18 protein-coding genes are annotated in these 18,284 nt (G+C 37.5%); 14 read left to right on the forward strand and 4 right to left on the reverse strand.

The annotated features are described in order from the left end of the window. The 3 genes from F6K40_RS29870 to F6K40_RS29880 all read left to right on the forward strand — a co-directional run. The coding region (locus F6K40_RS29870; protein ID WP_293141135.1) for a 2OG-Fe(II) oxygenase family protein at nucleotides 1-320 on the forward strand (320 nt) is incomplete at its 5' end. 124 nt (nucleotides 321-444) lie between these two features. Then, nucleotides 445-1,149, forward strand: coding sequence for a class I SAM-dependent methyltransferase (locus F6K40_RS29875; protein WP_293141137.1), 705 nt, complete (start codon nucleotides 445-447; stop codon nucleotides 1,147-1,149). 133 nt (nucleotides 1,150-1,282) lie between these two features. After that, entirely contained in the window at nucleotides 1,283-1,429 is a 147-nt protein-coding gene (locus tag F6K40_RS29880) for a hypothetical protein (RefSeq protein WP_293141139.1), read from the forward strand. A 191-nt stretch (nucleotides 1,430-1,620) separates the two neighbouring features. Here the strand turns inward: F6K40_RS29880 and F6K40_RS29885 are convergent, their stop codons facing one another. Continuing rightward, a complete protein-coding gene (locus F6K40_RS29885; RefSeq protein ID WP_293141141.1) occupies nucleotides 1,621-1,785 on the reverse strand; it encodes a hypothetical protein in 165 nt (54 codons plus the stop codon). A 325-nt stretch (nucleotides 1,786-2,110) separates the two neighbouring features. On the opposite strand from F6K40_RS29885, the gene F6K40_RS29890 reads away from it, so the two are divergent. From F6K40_RS29890 to F6K40_RS29940, 11 genes are all read left to right on the forward strand, one after another. After that, nucleotides 2,111-3,172 (forward strand): alcohol dehydrogenase family protein, encoded by a 1,062-nt coding sequence (locus F6K40_RS29890; RefSeq protein ID WP_293141143.1) that lies wholly within the window; start codon nucleotides 2,111-2,113, stop codon nucleotides 3,170-3,172. 1,010 nt (nucleotides 3,173-4,182) lie between these two features. Next, nucleotides 4,183-5,496, forward strand: coding sequence for an NAD(P)-dependent oxidoreductase (locus F6K40_RS29895; RefSeq protein ID WP_293141145.1), 1,314 nt, complete (start codon nucleotides 4,183-4,185; stop codon nucleotides 5,494-5,496). 677 nt (nucleotides 5,497-6,173) lie between these two features. Next, on the forward strand, nucleotides 6,174-8,264 hold the full coding sequence (locus tag F6K40_RS29900) for a mechanosensitive ion channel family protein (RefSeq protein WP_293141147.1): 2,091 nt from the start codon (nucleotides 6,174-6,176) through the stop codon (nucleotides 8,262-8,264). A 161-nt stretch (nucleotides 8,265-8,425) separates the two neighbouring features. Continuing rightward, nucleotides 8,426-9,124, forward strand: coding sequence for a class I SAM-dependent methyltransferase (locus F6K40_RS29905; protein WP_293141149.1), 699 nt, complete (start codon nucleotides 8,426-8,428; stop codon nucleotides 9,122-9,124). A 561-nt stretch (nucleotides 9,125-9,685) separates the two neighbouring features. After that, nucleotides 9,686-10,810 (forward strand): TauD/TfdA family dioxygenase, encoded by a 1,125-nt coding sequence (locus F6K40_RS29910; protein ID WP_293141151.1) that lies wholly within the window; start codon nucleotides 9,686-9,688, stop codon nucleotides 10,808-10,810. A gap of 49 nt (nucleotides 10,811-10,859) precedes the next feature. Further along, nucleotides 10,860-11,963 (forward strand): mandelate racemase/muconate lactonizing enzyme family protein, encoded by a 1,104-nt coding sequence (locus F6K40_RS29915; protein ID WP_293141153.1) that lies wholly within the window; start codon nucleotides 10,860-10,862, stop codon nucleotides 11,961-11,963. Between the two features lie 138 nt (nucleotides 11,964-12,101). After that, nucleotides 12,102-12,836 (forward strand): sulfotransferase-like domain-containing protein, encoded by a 735-nt coding sequence (locus F6K40_RS29920; RefSeq protein ID WP_293141155.1) that lies wholly within the window; start codon nucleotides 12,102-12,104, stop codon nucleotides 12,834-12,836. A gap of 105 nt (nucleotides 12,837-12,941) precedes the next feature. Then, nucleotides 12,942-13,091: a CoA transferase gene (locus tag F6K40_RS29925; RefSeq protein WP_293141156.1), complete on the forward strand. Its 150-nt coding sequence runs from the start codon at nucleotides 12,942-12,944 to the stop codon at nucleotides 13,089-13,091. A 46-nt stretch (nucleotides 13,092-13,137) separates the two neighbouring features. Next, nucleotides 13,138-14,064 carry an isopenicillin N synthase family dioxygenase gene (locus F6K40_RS29930; RefSeq protein WP_293141158.1) on the forward strand — a complete coding sequence of 309 codons (927 nt, stop codon included), beginning with the start codon at nucleotides 13,138-13,140 and terminating at the stop codon, nucleotides 14,062-14,064. A 26-nt stretch (nucleotides 14,065-14,090) separates the two neighbouring features. Further along, nucleotides 14,091-14,825 carry a sulfotransferase-like domain-containing protein gene (locus F6K40_RS29935; protein WP_293141160.1) on the forward strand — a complete coding sequence of 245 codons (735 nt, stop codon included), beginning with the start codon at nucleotides 14,091-14,093 and terminating at the stop codon, nucleotides 14,823-14,825. Between the two features lie 301 nt (nucleotides 14,826-15,126). Then, nucleotides 15,127-15,684 (forward strand): SDR family NAD(P)-dependent oxidoreductase, encoded by a 558-nt coding sequence (locus F6K40_RS29940; RefSeq protein WP_293141162.1) that lies wholly within the window; start codon nucleotides 15,127-15,129, stop codon nucleotides 15,682-15,684. Between the two features lie 14 nt (nucleotides 15,685-15,698). On the opposite strand, the gene F6K40_RS29945 is transcribed toward F6K40_RS29940, so the two are convergent. The 3 genes from F6K40_RS29945 to F6K40_RS29955 form a co-directional block, all read right to left on the reverse strand. Continuing rightward, nucleotides 15,699-17,243 (reverse strand): hypothetical protein, encoded by a 1,545-nt coding sequence (locus F6K40_RS29945; RefSeq protein WP_293141164.1) that lies wholly within the window; start codon nucleotides 17,241-17,243, stop codon nucleotides 15,699-15,701. 4 nt (nucleotides 17,244-17,247) lie between these two features. After that, the gene (locus tag F6K40_RS29950) at nucleotides 17,248-17,628 is read right to left on the reverse strand and encodes a hypothetical protein (protein ID WP_293141166.1); all 381 of its coding nucleotides are present in this window, start codon (nucleotides 17,626-17,628) and stop codon (nucleotides 17,248-17,250) included. 224 nt (nucleotides 17,629-17,852) lie between these two features. Beyond that, nucleotides 17,853-18,239 carry a hypothetical protein gene (locus F6K40_RS29955; RefSeq protein WP_293141168.1) on the reverse strand — a complete coding sequence of 129 codons (387 nt, stop codon included), beginning with the start codon at nucleotides 18,237-18,239 and terminating at the stop codon, nucleotides 17,853-17,855. Nucleotides 18,240-18,284 lie beyond the last annotated feature (45 nt).

Raw genomic sequence — 18,284 nt, forward strand, 5'->3', positions numbered from 1 at the left:
CCGAGCCTTCTTTGAGAGTTCATACTCAAGAAGAATGGATCGATGCTCCCTGTATAGAAGATGCTTTTGTCATTAATTTAGGGGATATGTTACAACTGTGGACAAAAGGATTATTTGTTAGTACACCCCATGAAGTATTTCATCGGAATCCTGATGCAACTAGAATATCAATTCCTTTCTTTGTTTATCCAAATATTGATGCAATAATTGAACCATTTGATACTAATGAAAAAATTAGTTCTGAAGAAATAATGTTGAAGAATTTTGTGTCAATTTGGGAAACCCATGAAGGGGGAGGTAGGGCTAAAGAATTAGTATAATTTAGAGATAGATAAAAATTCAATAATTTCTACAGATAAAGCTTTAATAAACTACTTAAGAACGAATTTGTTAAGGCTTATGTTTCTATGGCTATCTATAAATTGGGTGTAGTTGAGAAAATAAATGATTAACGAATATGTTGAGATAGCAAATTATTATGACAATCTATTGACAAGTGGGTACTTTGACTTTGATTCCCTTAGCAATACCTTGTACAACTTACTTGGTGCAAGAAGAAAAGTTTTAGATATTGGTATAGGAACTGGATTACTTACTGAAAAAATGCTTTCTTTGGCAAACTATCAGATTGTTGGTGTGGATTTTTCTCCCCGAATGTTGGAAATTGCTAAGGAGAGATTAATAAGTTCAGATGTTAAGTTAATTTGTGAAGACATTACAGAATTTGAAACTGAGGAAAAGTTTGAAGCCATAGTTTCAACTGGAGGTGTTATTTGCATAGTGAAAGAAGATGAAGAATATAAAATTTATAGCCACATAACCGAGCCAGAAAAAAGTAAGCAGTTGCTGAAAAAGTTACACATTCAGTTAGATGAAGGTGGATTTTTAGCATTAGGAATTCAGGGAAGTCATACCAACTATAAAAAGGAAATAAAAGATGAGATTTTTTATGAACAGAAAATCAAGAAAGAGGGAAATTATGTTGATAAGTGGTATGTGTTTTCTGAAGCTAATGGAGAAATAAAGAGCGAACAATTTTGCCGTTTTTATGTTTTTGATGGACGACAGACAACTCAAGCGCTGATTGATGCAGGATTTAAGCAAGGATTTCAGATTATTGATGACAAATTTTTAGTCAGCTACAAATAATACAGCAATTATGACACAATTAATGAATCAGGACTTAGGTAGACGAACCCAGAAACCCGGTTTCTCTTAGTAGTTTACTGTTGAAAACAACTATTTATCGTAGAAACCCGGTTTCTTTGCGTAAGTCTGATGAATGTTGTTCTTTCTTCCCTTCCCGAAAGGAAGAGTAAGCGATCGAGATACTTTGTTAATTATGGGAACTGCTGACGGTGTTGGGAGTTCTGCCGTTCAGTTAGCTAAAATTAGAGGAGCAAAAGTTAGCAATTGTCGGCAAAAATAAAGAACATTTAGTTAAGGAATTAGGTGTCGATTATATTTATCCTTGAAACGATGAATTAGGATCAAACTTGGCGCAGCATCAAATTACTGTTTCCTTAGATGTGGAGATGTGGTAGGTGGAGAATATTTTCAGGACTTACGCAAAGGCACTATATATGGTGTTTTGGCGCGTTACGCTAGCGCTAACACACCCTACCAATAGCGTTCATGCGTAAGTCCTAATTTTGAGATAATTTTCAAAGCACTGAGTCTTGGAGGACGGTATGTAACAGCAGGAGCGATCGCTGCTCCTATAGTTGAGCTAGACTTGCGAAATTTGATTGACAAAAATACAGAAATGAGCGTAGCAACTCGCATTGAACCTCAAGTGTTTCAGAACTTGCTTGAGTATATTGAAAAAAGTCTACTGAAACCTCAAGTAGCTAAAGTTTTTACCCTACAGCGCTTTTCAAATTGATGAACCACATCACCATAAGCAAAACCTTGTAGGGACGTTCCATGGAACGTCCCTACTGTGGTCTACTGAAATGAAAACTCCTGTAAGTGAAATTAAGGAAGCTCAGAAATTTTTTCAAAGCAAAAGCTTTTTTAGTAAAGTTGTGATTACACCATGTTAATCTAACTATGATAGTAAATTTGCTAAAATAGAAGCAACTATCCTGAATTAAGAAAATCAAAAACAATGACAGAATTAATGAATGCTGTTGTCCTTAATGGATATGGCGGACCTGACAAATTACTTTATACTCAAGTTCCTAAACCTACTCCCCAGAAAGGAGAAATATTAATCAAAGTAGGAGCTTGTTCTATAAATAATACAGACATAAGTACCAGAACAGGTTGGTATGCAGCAGATGGAGGATTTCAAGAATTATTGCAAGACAAAGACAGCTACGAAGAAGGAAAATCAACCTGGAATATGATGGGTGTTACATTTCCTCGAATTCAAGGAGCTGATATAGTGGGGGTAGCAGTTGAAATTGGTGAAGGTGTTAACCCAGATATACTAAATAAACGGGTTATTGTATATCCTTGGATTCGTACTGCTAAACTTGCAGACTATCAGTATGTCGGCAGCGAAATTGATGGAGGTTTTGCAGAATATGCTGTTATTCCAGCGACGAATGTTTACTCAATTAATTCTGAGTTGCCTGATACTCAGTTAGCAACACTACCATGTGCTTATTCTACAGCAGAAAATTTGGTGACAAACGCCAGAGTTTCAGCTAGAGATACTGTAATAATTACAGGAGCATCTGGTGGTGTGGGTAGTGCGGCAATTGAGTTATGCAAAATTCGCGGGGCAATAGTTATTGCGATTGTCGGAGCGAATAAAGAACATTTAGCTAAAGAGTTGGGTGCTGATTACGCTTATGCACGTGACGAAAAACTTGCCGATAATTTGGCGAAGCACGAAGTGACAGTGACTGTGGATCTGGTAGCAGGAGAATATTTTAGTCTTGTTTTCAAAAGCTTGGTTGTTGGAGGAAGGTATGTGACTTCTGGGGCGATCGCTGGTCCATTGGTTGAGTTAGATATGCGAGATTTGATTTACAAGGATGTGGAAATGAGAGGAGCAAACCGTTATGGCCCAGAAGTGTTCCAGAACTTGCTCGGATATATTGAACGAGGTTTGTTGAATCCTGCAGTAGCTAAAATTTTCCCCCTGAGTCAAATGGAAGAAGCTCAGAAATTTTTTCAAAGTAAAAGCTTTTTTGGAAAAGTTGTAATTACGCCTGAGTAAAAGTATTATATCAAATCCGCTGGCAACGGTTCCCGAGAAATCGGAGTGATATAATTCTACTATCAGAAAAGAGTTAAAACTCCTAGTTTGTCGAGGGTTTGGAGAAAAAACCCCTACAGGGCAATAATTCTACCGATACTACCGGATTTGATCTTAGACATTTCCAAAAATCAAAAATGAAATCGTAAAAGCTTTTTTGGAAAAGTTGTAATTACGCCTGAGTAAAAGTATTATATCAAATCCGCTGGCAACGGTTCCCGAGAAATCGGAGTGATATAATTCTACTATCAGAAAAGAGTTAAAACTCCTAGTTTGTCGAGGGTTTGGAGACCAAACCCCTACAGGGCAATAATTCTACCGATACTACCGGATTTGATCTTAGACATTTCCAAAAATCAAAAATGAAATCGTAAAAGCTTTTTTGGTAAAGTTGTAATTACGCCTGAGTAAAAGTATTATATCAAATCCGCTGGCAACGGTTCCCGAGAAATCGGAGTGATATAATTCTACTATCAGAAAAGAGTTAAAACTCCTAGTTTGTCGAGGGTTTGGAGACCAAACCCCTACAGGGCAATAATTCTACCGATACTACCGGATTTGATCTTAGACATTTCCAAAAATCAAAAATGAAATCGTAAAAGCTTTTTTGGAAAAGTTGTAATTACGCCTGAATAAAAGTATTATATCAAATCCGCTGGACAACGGTTCCCGAGAAATCGGAGTGATATAATTCTACTATCAGAAAAGAGTTAAAACTCCTAGTTTGTCGAGGGTTTGGAGACCAAACCCCTACAGGGCAATAATTCTACCGATACTACCGGATTTAATCTTAGACATCTCCAAAAATCAAAAATGAAATAAATTCAAGACATGAAATTGTTATTTCATTCCCTATTCCCTATTCCCTATTCCCTGACTTCTGCAAGAAGTCTATTGACAAATGAAAACTAAGGTCACTTTACATGATAAAGTGACATATATCTGAAAAAATTAGAACTACAGAGGAAATTATGGCTAAACAGAAAGTTGCCTACATCGGCACCGGTGCTATGGGCAAACAAAACATCTACAAACTGCTAGAGGATGGGTATGAAGTACAAGTTTATGATAAGTATCCAGAAGCAGCAAAAACAGTCATTGCCAAAGGAGCAGTTTGGAAAGATAGTCCCAAGGAAGCTGCCCAAGGTGCGGATCTGGTGATTACCAATTTACCCTTACCCCATCATGTATTAGAAAATATGTTAGGGGAAACTGGAGCAGTTGAAGGCATGAGAACTGGTGCAACTTGGATGGATTTTTCCACAACTGACTACCATAATACTCAACATATAGCAGGAGAAGCTGCTAAGAAAGGACTATTTAGTTTAGAATCTCCTGTGAGTAATCTTTCTCACATGGGTGTAGATTTTTGTAATGTTAGTTACTATGTTAGTGGCGATCGGGAAGGGTACGATCTGAGTAAAGAAACCCTTGATACGATCGGCAAAATTTCCTTTTTTGTTAGTAAGACTATAGGTGAAGCTCAAACCGTAAAATTGTTAACCAACTTGTTGTTTTATTCACAAATGTTGGTATTAGGGGAAGTTTATATGATTTGCAAAATATATGGCATTCCCTTGTTATGGATGTGGGATTATATTCGACCTTCCATAGGAAATAGTGTGGTGACAGAGCAAGTAAGTCCGTTTATTTTTGATGGCAGTTATGATTATTCCTGTTCTTTAGAAATTACGGTGAAAGATACTGATTTAACAGTCAAGTTAGCGGATGAATTAAATGTTCCGTTACCGTTAGGGCGTATTGTTGAAGAAAGATATCGAGAAGCAGGACAGAAATATGATGCCCATGATAATCATGTGAAAGTCACTAAATTAATTGAAGAAGACAATAATTTAGATTTGCGGTTGCCTGATTTTACCGCTCCTTCTCCTTATGGTTTAGACCGGAGTTACATTCATTCTGAAGAAAGAGTAACTGATGGTTTTGGGCGCATTAAACCTCTTCCCTATCAACTAGAATATTCGGCACCGGAACCATTAGAAGATGAGAAATTGATGGATATTGCTAAATCTCTGACAGATTTTATGGCTTATATCAATTACTTAGTCTTAGGAGAAGCTAACGATCTAGGGAGAGGTATGGGATTAACTGATGAATTATTAGAAGATGTGATTCGTTGGAGTGTTGGCACCTGTTGGATATCCGATCATACTGATACTTATCAACCTAATCCAGAGATTGTAGAGAAGATTAAATCCTTTGATTTTGGCAGTAAAGTCAAACTTCCAGTTATGACAAATATGCTGGCACATCTAAGTCGTTAAAAGAAGTTTTTTGTTTGTAGTTTTGCTCTAGCCCAAAAATAAATATTTGAGGGGCTAAATCAAAACTACGAGCCTAATTAAGTTTGCTGAAAAAGTCTTTTTTAAGGAGTAGGGGAGCAGGGGAGTAGGAGAGTAGAGGAGTAATTTTTTTGCTCAAATCTTGCCCAAAATGCGCTCCTTTTTGAGCATAAAGAGCTAAAAACTAGGTACTTTTTCAAGACCTAAAAAGTCGCTTACCTTTATCTGTAAATGCTTTTAGATTTCATTAGCAAGCTCTAATTAAAAAATGAGCAAACTATTAAGTGTCAAGATAAACACATTGTGATTTGGAAGTATCACAGTTATTGAATCTATGAGATGCAGTTTTAAATCCCGCCTGCCTTAAAAAGCAGGGGGACTTTGAAAGTACCCCCCTTTTTAAGGCAGGGTTGTTTCAAAATATCGTAAGTTAACTATTGAGGGAAAACGGGAGATCAGGGGATAGGGGAATAGAGAAATTCAGCAAAATTTGCTGAATTTTCAGCCCATGAGGGGTTTGCTGAATCAACGAAAACAGCGCCCTAAAGAGGAAAAGTGTGAAGTCCGAGGGAACGTTGAATCAAGTTTTTAGGAGTGTCTTACTCCCCATACTTCCCATATTCTCCTTACAATCAATCAATACTGTTAACAAAGTTAATATGAAGAAAACTTTCAGACAAACTATCAAGTTTATTATAATTAGCATTCTCAGCTTAACTTTAAGTTTAACTTGCTCTCCTAAAAGTTTAGGACAAATTCCTTTATTTATTTCCGGGAGTGATAGCCAAAATCCTCAACTCACATCTAAACCTTGGGATTTACATAAAGCAATTCGTTGCGGTAAATTTTGGTGTAGTGAGGTTCATTTCATCGATGGTGACGTCAAGCAAGGATTAACAGCAGACTTAACCTTAGCTGCACCTCAAGATATCAATAGCTCAAATGTAGAAATTATTCAACAATTAGAGCAGCGATCGCAATTAATTGTACGATTCTTTAAACAAATTATTAACTCTATTATCGAGCAGCAAACAGAGTCAGAAGTTCCATATCGCCCAGATTGGGAATTTTGGCTACCTACAACAGAAAAAACTTTGCATCCTTTGACTCCAAAAGTAGAAGTGGGGATCAAAAATCAACAGACTGTTATCTATTTACCAGAGCAACCAGAATTAGACACTATTGTCACCATAACCGATCCAGATGCTAAAGCTAATGGAAAAAAAATTGAAGAATTAGCTGAAATTTGGCGTAACAACATTCGTACCTCTTTCAGTTATATTCTCTGGGGACATGAATTATCTTTACAGCATCCTGGGTGGCGAGCCAAAATTTCTGTTGCAATTATTTTGCTAGTATTGGCACTTATTTGGTTGAGTCATTTAATTCGCAATTTCCTGAAAAAACAGAACAATCAATTGCGACAACAACTTAGTCAACTAACTGAAAGTATGGCGACTGAAACTGAGGTAAAAACTGTTATTGAATCTGAAGTTCCTTCTAGCAAAATAGAAGAGAATATAAGTAACACAGAAGAATTCTCAGGAACAATAAAACCAAAAAAGGAGATAGTTAGGCAAGATAATGTTTCAGTTCAACCTTCTCTAGAAATTGCTCCACCCCTGTCATCACAGAAAAATCCATTCCATTTTATTCGGCGTTTAGCTAAGAAAACTCAGTTACTAGCTTTGGAAACTTCTATTTCTCAGGCAAAGTTTTTTTTGCAACGTCAAAACCTGATGAAACAAAGACAAAATCTCTATCAGTTGTTTCTGAGATTGATGTTGATTTTTCAATTCTTGTTCCTATCTCTGGGATTAATTGGAATTGTTTTTACATTTCGTGAAACCCGCTTTCTTTCAGTCTATCTATTTGAGCAAATGTTAGTTATAATTATTCTCTGGCTAGGGTTGAGCTTAATTGATAAATTAGGAGGTATTTTGATTGATTCTCTCCTCCATCATTGGGCAAAGGAAGGACAACTCCTGTATCCGAAATCTAATCGTTATACTCTCAGAGTTGATACTTATTCCCAGGCATTGAAAAAAGCTATTACCTTTTTGACAATTTTTTTTGGTATTTACTTGAGTCTGTTCTTGCTTGGAGTTAATTTGGGGGTATTAGCTAGTGCGGGGGTTTTTGCTGTTGCAGTGGCTTTTCTTTCCCGCAGTATACTTGAAGACTTGCTCAATGGAATCTTGATTTTATCTAGCGATCGCTATGCTATGGGAGATGTAATTGATGTTGGTGGAGGGATGTCAGGAACGGTAGAAGATATTAATTTATTTATCACTTCTCTACGTAATTTAGACGGACAATTAATGGCTATCCCTAATCGTAGGATCGAGTCCGTGATTAATATGACTAAATATTGGTCTCGGGTTAATTTTATGATTAAAATTGCTGGGAATGAAGATATTGATCGTGCAATTGAAGTAATGATTCAAGTAGCAAACCAATTGCAAAGTGAATCCCAGTGGAACCAACACTTTCTGGAACCTGTAGAAGTTTTAGGGGTTGATGAGGTATCCCATGAGGGGATTTTGATTCATTTGTTGATTAAAACTCCACCTGGACAACATTGGCCTCTAGGTAGAGAATTTCGTCGGCGAGTGAAAAAAGCTTTTGATGAAGCAGGAATTTCTTTAGGTATTCCTTATCATCAAGTTTCTATTGTTCAGTCTGACAAAGCAGATAATAATAATCAACTATTCGTCAATTTTAATTCAAAAAAAGACTCGAATTTGTAGTTGTTTTGATCTAGGTATAGCATTTATCATAAAGATGAGGTACATTTACGATCCCTCTAAATCGCTCTTCAGGGCTGTTTCAAAAAGCCATAAGTAGAGATTTTCGGATTCTACATAGTATAGTATAATAACCTGAATTATTACGGTTTAATATTTTTTATATGCACAAAAATAAAGAATATCCAGAAAAAATTTATAATGATGTGCAAGAGTGGATTTTTGGTGCTGAAATAGCTAATAGATTTACCGATGAAGCAGAAAAACATATACCTGATTATTGGAGAGTAATCGAGCTAACAATTAATATACTTAAAAATAATCTACCTCAAGATGGATCTATTATAGATGTAGGATGTGCTAGCGGTAATACATTGTTGTATTTATACAAACAGGGTTTCAAAAATTTGTTTGGGATAGATTCTTCTCCAGAAATGTTAAAAGTAGCTGGCAAAAATCTGAGTAAAGTTGACAAAAATTTCGCTTCAAGACTTTTTCAATCAAAAACATTTGTTCAAAATATGACTTTTAATGCTGTTCTTTGTAACTGGACTCTTCATTTCATTCCAGAAAGACAAGAATACTTAAAAGCTATTTTTGATTCTTTAGTTAGTAATGGATTATTTATCCTGACAGAAAAAACACTTCAAAGTCAAATAATAGAAAATCAATATATACTTTTTAAACAAGATAAAGGATTAAGTAATGAAGAAATTGAACGCAAAAAACAACAATTAGAAGGTGTATTAGTTCCTCTGTCTGTGAGACAAAATCTAGAGTTATTAACTAAAACTGGTTTCTCTCAAGTAGAGATAATAAATGCTAAACTAGGGTTTGTAACTTTTTTGTGTATCAAACTATAAGTATAGCAATCCTAAATTAAGTTGTCATATCAAATCCGGTAGTATCGGTATAATTCTTGCCCTGTAGGGGTTTGGTCTCCAAACCCTCCACCAACTAGGACTTTTCACTCTTTTCTGATGGTAGAATTATCAGGACTTACGCAGGTGAACCCAGAAACCCGGTTTCTCGTAGACATCTATTGCTTAAAACAAGGATTTATCGTAGAAACCGGGTTTCTTTGCGTAAGTCCTAATTATATCACTTCCGTTGCCCAGCGGATTTGATATTAGATTTGATCGTAGGGGTTGGGTTTCCTTTCCCCAAGTTTAGATCGGGTTTGGAGACCAATTTTTCTCAAGTAGAAATAATAAATGCTAGACTAGGATTTGTAACTTTTTTGTGTATCAAACTCTAAGTATAGCAATCCTAAATTAAGTTGTCAGATTTTATCCTAGGGGTTTGGTTTTCTTTCCCCAAGTTTAGATCGGGTTTGGAGACCAAACCCCTACATTTTGCTTGCAAAAATCATTTAGGATTTAGTATAAATCGCAAAAATTGTCAATATACTATCTTAGCTACTAATGATGGAAAATGATTCTTTTCTAACAGTTAACAACAAACGCTTCCACTACATTTGGTTGCGCGATAATTGTCTTTCTGAAAAAAGTCGCCATCCTACCTCTTTTGGGAAACTCTATGACTTCAGCGAAGGAAAAGAAATCCCAAAGCCAAAATTTGTAGAGTTAACAGATCGGGAATTAATAATTGACTGGGATGAAAACCCTCCACATCGTAGCATCTTTCCCATTGAATGGTTGATGACTTATGCTTACGATCGCAACCAAGATGACCACAACGACAAGCATAAAGAAGCACAAAGTCGCTATCCTAAAGAAGTTTTGTGGAATAGAACTTTGTTTGAGAGTTATCTATCTGAGTGGGAAAATTCTAGTGTTGGGGTTTCTCCAGGATGGAAAGATCAGCTTTTTAGATTTGGTTTTAGTTTAATCCACGACTTAACTCCACAAGAACATCAGGATTTTTTGACTTCTATCGGACCAATGCTCCATACTGAAGCAGGAGCTTTCTATGATCTAGAATTCAAGTTTGGAGCAAACGACTTAGGAGATACTTGCCATGCTCTCACCCCTCACACTGATTACCCAAACAGAGATTATCCTCACTTGCTAATGTGCTTTTATATGCTTAAAAATGAATCCATAGGAGGAGAATCGACTTTAGTCGATGGTTTTCGTGTTGCTAAAGACTTTGCTGAAAAATATCCCGATTACTTTCGGTTATTAGCTGAAACTCCGATCCAGTTCCGTCAATTTTATCAAGATTGGCAGTATTTTTATACCAGAAGTACACCTATTTTTAAGTTGGATGATTCTGGAGATTTAGTTGGGATTACCTTTGCTCACTTCCATGCTAGTAATTGGAATCTTCCTTTCGAGCAGATGGAGGAATTTTATCAAGCTTATACAACCTTCTTTAAGTATCTCAAAAATCCGGATTATCAATACTGTTTCCGTCTGGATAAGGGAGACTGTTTGCTGATGAATAATAATCGGATTCTTCATGGCAGAAAATCTTTTGACCTCAGTTCAGGAAGCCGACTTTTGAGAGTAGGATACTTGGTTTGGGATCATATCACAGGTAGAGACAATTTTGAGCAATATAAAGATTTATATCTGAGTAAATAGCTGTTGTATTTCTGTTCTATTATTAGTCGTGTAGTATTTTGAGAAAATTATGAAAATATCTAAGATTACTGTCTATCAAGTAACTTTACCTCTAGAACATCCTTACCGACTATCAGGTGGTAGGTTGTATTTTGATAAACTTGATTCCACCATCATTGCGATGGATACTGACGAAGGAATTCGGGGTTGGGGAGAAGGATGTCCTTGGGGTTCCACTTATTTACCCGCTTTTCCAAGAGGTGTCAGAGCTGGAATTGAAGAACTCGCCCCCCAACTTATCGGACTCGATCCCAGACGTATTGATTTTATTTATCGGACAATGGATACTGCTCTACCGGGTCATCCCTATATTAAATCAGCTCTAGATATGGCTTGTTGGGATATTCTGGGTAAAGCAACAAATCTACCACTTTGCGAACTATTTGGCGGTCGTCTCGACCAAGAAATAACCATTCAAAATTCTGTTCCCACAGGTACTCCAGAAGAAATGATTGAATCCATTAAGCGGGGTCAAGAAAAAGGGGAGACTATCCATACCTGTAAAATTGGAGCAGATGTAGCTTTAGATATTGAGAGAATTCAAGCAATCGGTGCTTATTTACCTGCTAATGAAACTGCAACTTTTGATGTGAATAGAGCTTGGTTAGTAGATGAAGGTATGAGGGTAATGAACTCGGTAAAAGAACCGATTTTGTACTTTGAACAGCCTTGTGAAACTTATGAAGAGTGTTTACAACTACGTCAACTGACTTATCATCCAATTATTTTAGATGAATGTATTCAAGCTTATGGTCATGTGGTTCGCGCTCAAGCTGACCGTGCTTGTGAGGCTATTGGCTTGAAAATTGGTCGGGTAGGAGGATTAACCAAAGCCAAGCGTATCCGCGATTTTTGTGTGGAAACAGGAATTCGGATGAATATTGAAGTTACTGGGGGAAGTGTAATTGGAGATGCAGGATCGGTTCATCTCGCTCAAAGTACCCCATTAACTCACTTGCGGGCAACTTGGTTATGCCATGAAATGTTGACTGTGGATACAGCTAAAGGTGGTCCCCGGAATAAAGGGGGTAAGACTTCTGCGCCAGAAGCTCCAGGTTTAGGTGTAGAGCCAATAATGGATGTTTTGGGAGAAGCGATCGCTGTGTACGAGTAAAGGTGCAGAATTGTTGGACTTTCTGCAAAAATAAAGATGAGGAAAAATGGCTAAAAGCGATCGTCTCTATTTTTGAGATTTTTTTGTGGTTTCATCAAAAGATACAGGTTCAGTTAAACTTAGCAGTATTCCAAAAAAATGAAAAAAATATTAGCTTTATGGGCAGCACCGCGCTCAACTTCCACCGCTTTTGAAACAATGATGCGGGAGAGAGGGGACTTTATGGCTATTCACGAGCCTTTTGGTTATTATTTTTACTACAGCGAGGAGAGGAAATCAGATCGCTATACAGAGAACGCGATTAATCCTGCTTATAACTTTCAACCTGTATTTCAAGACTTAATCGCTAAAGCCCAAAGCCAACCTGTCTTTATCAAAGATATGGCTCATTATATTAGCGATCGCGTCGATGAAACCTTTTTATCCTACTTTGACCACACCTTTATTATTCGCCATCCTGCCAAAGCTCTTCCTTCTTTATTTACCGCTTGGCCTGATTTTAGCTTTACTGAAACTGGATATGCAGAACTTTACCAATTGTTTGAACTCACCAAAACCATTCTAGGAAAAATTCCTCCCCTTATCGACTCTGATGACTTAGTACGGAAATCAGAGGCTACAGTTAAAGCTTATTGTGATGCTGTGGGAATCGAATTTATTCCCCAAGCGTTAGTATGGGAATCTAAAGAACGCCCTGAAGTCCTTATATGTGAAAATTTTTGGCATGATCACTTACAATCTAGCCAAGGATTTAAAGAAAGGGAAAAAAAAGATAATGTTAGAATTGAAGAGTGCGATCGCTTAAAGCAAGCCTACGAATATTGCTTGCCTTATTATCAAAAACTTTACGAACATCGACTGCGGATTGAATAACGGCTTATAACGCTGAAACAAAGGATATTCTATCTTTGCCAGGAAGAGAATCAATTAGCGTTCGCCATCCTGAAGACTAAATTTTTCCCACAAAAAGGAAATGTTATGAGCCAAGGTGCTTTATCCGATTTAAAAGTTATCGACTTGACCCAATATATAGCAGGTTCATATTGTACAAAACTCCTCGCTGGCTTTGGTGCTGAGGTCATAAAAGTCGAACCACCTAGTGGCGATCCCGTTCGACGTAAGTTGTGATAATATTATATTGTACATCTACCTAGTTAAAAAAATAGATTCTAATATGGACAGCTTGCCAATTATTTCCCTCAAAAAGTTAGCGGAAGAAGATCGGCACGAAATCGAACGATTATATCTTGCTTGCGATGATCGTGGTTTTTTCTATTTGAACAATCATGGTATTGCCAAAGAAGTCATAGAAGAAACGATCGCTACTTCTCGGCAATTTTTTGAACTACCAGAAGCTATTAAAAATGAATATGGACAGGACATTCAGACCGTTTCTCCTAAAACTTGTCGGGGTTACGTTCCACTCTACGGCGAAGCAACTAATGGAAAAGCTGGCTTCGATCCTAAAGAATACTTTGAATTTGGTTTAGAACGTCCTCATTCTGACAAACCCTTTACTGGACAGACTGTTTTTCCCGATGATACTGTTGCACCTGGTTTTGCTTTTTGTCACTATCGCTTGCAAAGCGAGATAATGACCAATGTAGTTCCAGTTTTATTAAAGGGAATGGCTTTAGCTTTAGGTCTGGAACCTACATGGTTCGATCGCTTTTTTACCGATCCAATTTTAATTCATCGTACCATATATTATCATCCTGGAACAGGGAAAGCTGGAAAGCATACCGATAGTGGAATGTTTACTATATTAATTCAAGAAAACCTTCCTGCGCCATCATTGCGGGTGAGGAGCGATCGCCGTTGGATGGGCGTTCCTTGTCTGGAGGATGCTTTTGTCATTAATTTAGGCGATATGTTGCAAATGTGGACGAAAGGGAAATTTGTTAGCACTGCCCATGAAGTTATTCACGATCTTCCTGTCAGTCGCATATCAATTCCCCTATTTCTGTATCCGAATATCGATACAATTATCGAACCTTTTGGCACAGAGGAAAAAATTAGCGCTCTGGATGTAATGCTGAAAGATTACCGCTCAATTTGGGAAACCCACGAAGGGGCAGGTCAGGCAAAAGAACTAACTTGAAGTCTAAGAATTTTTGATGATATTGTATGAATAAAATTTTGGCATTATGGGCAATACCCCGCTCCACTTCCACTGCATTTGAAACAATGATGCGAGAAAGGGGAGATTTTCTAGTTCTTGATGAACCCTTTGGTTTGTACTTCTACTACAGTGAGGAGAGGAGATGCGATCGCTATAAAGAGGCCGAGAGTAATCCAGCTTATAACTTTCAACCTTTATTCCAAGACCTCATTAATAAAGCCCAAAACCAATCGGTATTTATTAAAGATATGGGGCGTTTTATTTATGATCGCGCTGATGAAGCCTTTTTATCCCACTTTAATCATAGCTTTCTGATTCGCGATCCCGCCAAAGCTCTTCCTTCTCTATTTGCAGGTTGGCCTGATTTTAGCTTAAGTGAAACTGCGTATGCAGAACTTTACCAATTATTTGAAGCCACCAAAGCATTTTTGGGAAAAGTTCCTCCTCTGATTGATTCCGATGACTTAGTACAAAAACCAGAGGCTACAGTCAAAGCTTACTGTGATGCTGTAGGAATTCCGTTTATGCCCCAAGCCTTAAAATGGCAACCCAAAGTACGTTCTGAAATTCTACAATGGGAAGGATGTTGGCATACTTATTTACAATCTAGTCAAGGATTTAAGGAAAAAGAAAAAAAAAATTATGTCAGGATTGAAGATAATGATCACTTAAAGCAAGCTTATGAGTATTGTTTGCCTTATTATCAAAAACTTTACGAACATCGACTGCGGATTAATTAATAGAGTTGTTGGGATAATTACTTACTATAATGAAGAAAATTCTGGCATTATGGGCAATACCCCGCTCGACTTCTACTGCTTTTGAAACTATTAGACATCTCCGAAAATTAAAAATAGAATCAATTCTTATCCATAAATTATCAATTACTTCTTCCTGTTCCCTGTTCCCTGTTCCCTGTTCCCTCTTTTCCGGAGAGGTCTATTATGAATATCGACTGCGAATTGAATAAAAATTTTTGTTCTACATACTAACGAGCAATATTTTTTGAAACTGGTATTTAACTTATACTTGGAGAAAAAAGTGAGTCAAGGAAAATTTCTGCAAAATCGCATAGCAATAGTAACAGGTGGTACATCTGGTATAGGCAAAGCTATTGCTATTGCATTAGCTGAAAGTGGAGCTAATGTAGCAGTCGGTTCTCGTTCTGCTAGTACGAGTTCATGTCAAGCTGAAATTGAGTCAGAAGGTGTGAAAGCTCTAGTAATGAATCTGGATGTATCCTCAACTGATTCAGTTCAGGCTTTTTATGATGCCACAATAAAGGTATTTGACAAAGTTGATATTGCTCTTAAACTCAACCTCACCAAACAGCAAATCCCGATCGCTATCCGACAACCTAGGAGTACAATATTTCCTATAAGCAAGTCGCCAAGTCAGCTTGCGCCTCAAGTCACCAAACTTTCTAATATCATCCTCCCCCAAACCCGCCCGCCGAACAGCACGACGAACAGCACGTCTAAGTTCATAAATCGTAAGAGTATTTATATCTTGGGTAGTTGTTTCCATAATCACTTATACTTTTTTGTAGTCTATATTCAGCGCATTTTTGTGAATGCACTCGCTTACTTTCCCTTTTAAACTTATAATTATCTCTAGGGAGACTCATACGAGGGCGGTGGGATAGGTAAGTCAACGATTCCACCATCTTTAGATATCTCAGAGCAGCTTCTATCCCCCCACTCTGAATAATCATCCTGAACTGTTTGCTCTGTTCCGGTGTCATTTGTAATTATCTTAATAAACTCCTGGGGATGATAACTTTGAGAAAGCTGACTGAGACTATTAGCAGTGCCATTCATAAACTCAATAATATTTCCCCTCCTTTGAAGATATTTATCGCGCTCAGGCAACAATATCCCCAACTCATCCCACCATTCATCCCCCCGTTTTTCTCTAGCTTGAATATTTTTATCTACATAAGATTGAGATTTCTTGTGTGGTTGAGGTTGATAGCGATTTCTAAGTACAGCTTTAAAATACCCCACCGGATTATATGGAGTTGCTTGCTTAAATATTTGTATCGCTTCATCCAAATAATGAATATTCTGACAAACATCATGTTTCACCAACTTCCACTCAATCCCCAAAGCTGTAACTCGTTTCTCAGCTACAGCCATTTCATCACTTGCCACAGATTGAGAATTGTTATCCGTCGGTGGTGGTGTAGCTTCACCCTGAGTTGCAACTCGCTTCTCAGCTACAACCATTTCATCACTTGCCACAAATTGAGAATTGTTATCTCTCGGCGGTGGAGCTTCAGGTTTAATAGTTTCTCGGTGACACCTACGAATCAGACTCGCCAAAATACTCTCAGGAGCGACACCGTTCTCTTGCGATATCTCCCCCAACAAAATCCAGTCATCCTCCTCAAGCTCAAACTTAAATTGATGATTTTTCACACTAACTTCTACTGAACTTTGACTTGACTTCTCTTCAGTAACAGGTAACTCTTGTTTTTCATTCTCCTGCTTATACTTCAAAAAAGTCTCCTGAAGTAACAGAGAAACATAATCATCAGTATTAACCGGCACCCCTACCTTTTCCTGATGAACCCTAGCCAACTCCCTAGCTGCATCATAAGTAGGGTCATTCATTTTAATATTGCGTGGTTGGTATGATAAAGGCTCCAAAGTTTTAACTATGAAATTTGTAGTTATAGGAGCATCAGCAACCTTAGATGCTGCCAATATCTGCCCCCACTTTTCTACCAGAAGCTTGACGTCATCAGGCCGAGGTTTTCTCCTATCAATACCAAGAATTTTGGCTAACTGAGCTGCTTGAGAAATACACGCAGGCAAGATCGAAAATCCATTTTCAAGTAAAAGCCAACTCACATGAGCAGCTCGAATCTGCCTTCTACCGTACCCATCTGATTGCCTGAAAAATTTCAAAAAATATTCTTGAAAATTTTTGCACCCCCTATATAGTTGATTTTTAATAATTTTCCCGAGTTTTATCCCAAACTTGATATAGCCGTAATTTTCCGCAATCAAATCATTATGAAGATCCTCTGCCGTCTCCGCATCCGAGGCATCAAGAAACTCCTGCTCCTGGCGACATTGCTCCAGTGCTTTCACCCAAGGGGGCGAATCTTCTGTTATCGTTAGTGGTTTAAAAGTTGGCAGAGGAATCTTCATAGATTTATAGTTTTACTTGTGCCAAAAACTCATAGCGAGTTAGAGATGTATTTAGATAATCCGGTGAAATTCCGGCTATCAGAGGGATATGAAATAAGTAGAGACTATCTCCTGGTTGAAATGTTGGCATTGGAGCAGGTTTGTCATCGTCGGGAAAATCAAATTGTATATTTAGTATTTCCTCTAATTTACAATAATAAGATTCCATAGTAAGACAATAGCAAGCGATCGCCTCTCTCAAAACCTCCCTCATACTGTGATAATATTCATCATCACACTCAGCAAGGTTCTTCAGACGAGATATTCTCATCTGGCCTACATCCACTGAGGTGTAAAAGGTAGTTGCATTATCAGTCCCAGAATAAATATCAGCGTATGTTGTCATGACCTATCCTGTTATAAGTTAAACGGCGTTGATTAATAGCATCCAACCTTTTCTCCAATTCATTACGAGCGCAAGTGTCAGTAGGCAGGTTACACCAAAAGTGATAGTAGTGAATTCTGAACAAAATTAGGAGATCGTAAGGATTTTTGTTCTCTGGGGAGAAACTGATTAAATCTTTCCAATACTTGAAAATTTGTATCAACTCACAAAATCCTTGTCTGAAATTATTCATCTTCTCCTGGTGTTTCCTCTCGTACTGGAAATGCCGACTTTAATGATACTTTGGCTTCACGGAATTGCTCAACAGCTATCATGCTAAACCTAGCTGCCTTTTGAAGTTCCACTGCCAGTTCGGCATCGGTAAAATCGTCGCGGTATTGATGAATATGTGGTAACAGACTTTTATAAATATCCAGTTCCAACCATTCCTCTGTTAGAAATTGTCGCAACTCTTCACACACTTGGGATGCTAAATACTCCAGAGAAGCAGAATCTATGGAGATATCATTTTTGATTTTGACGGCTCCGAGTTTTAGTTTTACCTCTTGAGCAGTTAATCCCTTAAAAGCATCATCCTGAGTTGATTCTAGAAAACTTTCTGTTGTTGTCATAATTTACTCCTCATATTCATACAATTCATCAAACGTACTAGCAGA

The sequence above is a fragment of the Okeania sp. SIO3I5 genome (assembly GCF_010672085.1).
Lineage (GTDB): Bacteria > Cyanobacteriota > Cyanobacteriia > Cyanobacteriales > Microcoleaceae > Trichodesmium.

Bases quoted from the DNA above. Each gene is read 5' to 3' on its own strand.
- F6K40_RS29875 (WP_293141137.1), top strand. From the start codon at position 445: ATGATTAACGAATATGTTGAGATAGCAAATTATTATGACAATCTATTG.
- F6K40_RS29880 (WP_293141139.1), top strand. From the start codon at position 1,283: ATGTTGTTCTTTCTTCCCTTCCCGAAAGGAAGAGTAAGCGATCGAGAT.
- F6K40_RS29885 (WP_293141141.1), bottom strand. From the start codon at position 1,785: ATGCGAGTTGCTACGCTCATTTCTGTATTTTTGTCAATCAAATTTCGC.
- F6K40_RS29890 (WP_293141143.1), top strand. From the start codon at position 2,111: ATGACAGAATTAATGAATGCTGTTGTCCTTAATGGATATGGCGGACCT.
- F6K40_RS29895 (WP_293141145.1), top strand. From the start codon at position 4,183: ATGGCTAAACAGAAAGTTGCCTACATCGGCACCGGTGCTATGGGCAAA.
- F6K40_RS29900 (WP_293141147.1), top strand. From the start codon at position 6,174: ATGAAGAAAACTTTCAGACAAACTATCAAGTTTATTATAATTAGCATT.
- F6K40_RS29905 (WP_293141149.1), top strand. From the start codon at position 8,426: ATGCACAAAAATAAAGAATATCCAGAAAAAATTTATAATGATGTGCAA.
- F6K40_RS29910 (WP_293141151.1), top strand. From the start codon at position 9,686: ATGATGGAAAATGATTCTTTTCTAACAGTTAACAACAAACGCTTCCAC.
- F6K40_RS29915 (WP_293141153.1), top strand. From the start codon at position 10,860: ATGAAAATATCTAAGATTACTGTCTATCAAGTAACTTTACCTCTAGAA.
- F6K40_RS29920 (WP_293141155.1), top strand. From the start codon at position 12,102: ATGAAAAAAATATTAGCTTTATGGGCAGCACCGCGCTCAACTTCCACC.
- F6K40_RS29925 (WP_293141156.1), top strand. From the start codon at position 12,942: ATGAGCCAAGGTGCTTTATCCGATTTAAAAGTTATCGACTTGACCCAA.
- F6K40_RS29930 (WP_293141158.1), top strand. From the start codon at position 13,138: ATGGACAGCTTGCCAATTATTTCCCTCAAAAAGTTAGCGGAAGAAGAT.
- F6K40_RS29935 (WP_293141160.1), top strand. From the start codon at position 14,091: ATGAATAAAATTTTGGCATTATGGGCAATACCCCGCTCCACTTCCACT.
- F6K40_RS29945 (WP_293141164.1), bottom strand. From the start codon at position 17,243: ATGAAGATTCCTCTGCCAACTTTTAAACCACTAACGATAACAGAAGAT.
- F6K40_RS29950 (WP_293141166.1), bottom strand. From the start codon at position 17,628: ATGACAACATACGCTGATATTTATTCTGGGACTGATAATGCAACTACC.
- F6K40_RS29955 (WP_293141168.1), bottom strand. From the start codon at position 18,239: ATGACAACAACAGAAAGTTTTCTAGAATCAACTCAGGATGATGCTTTT.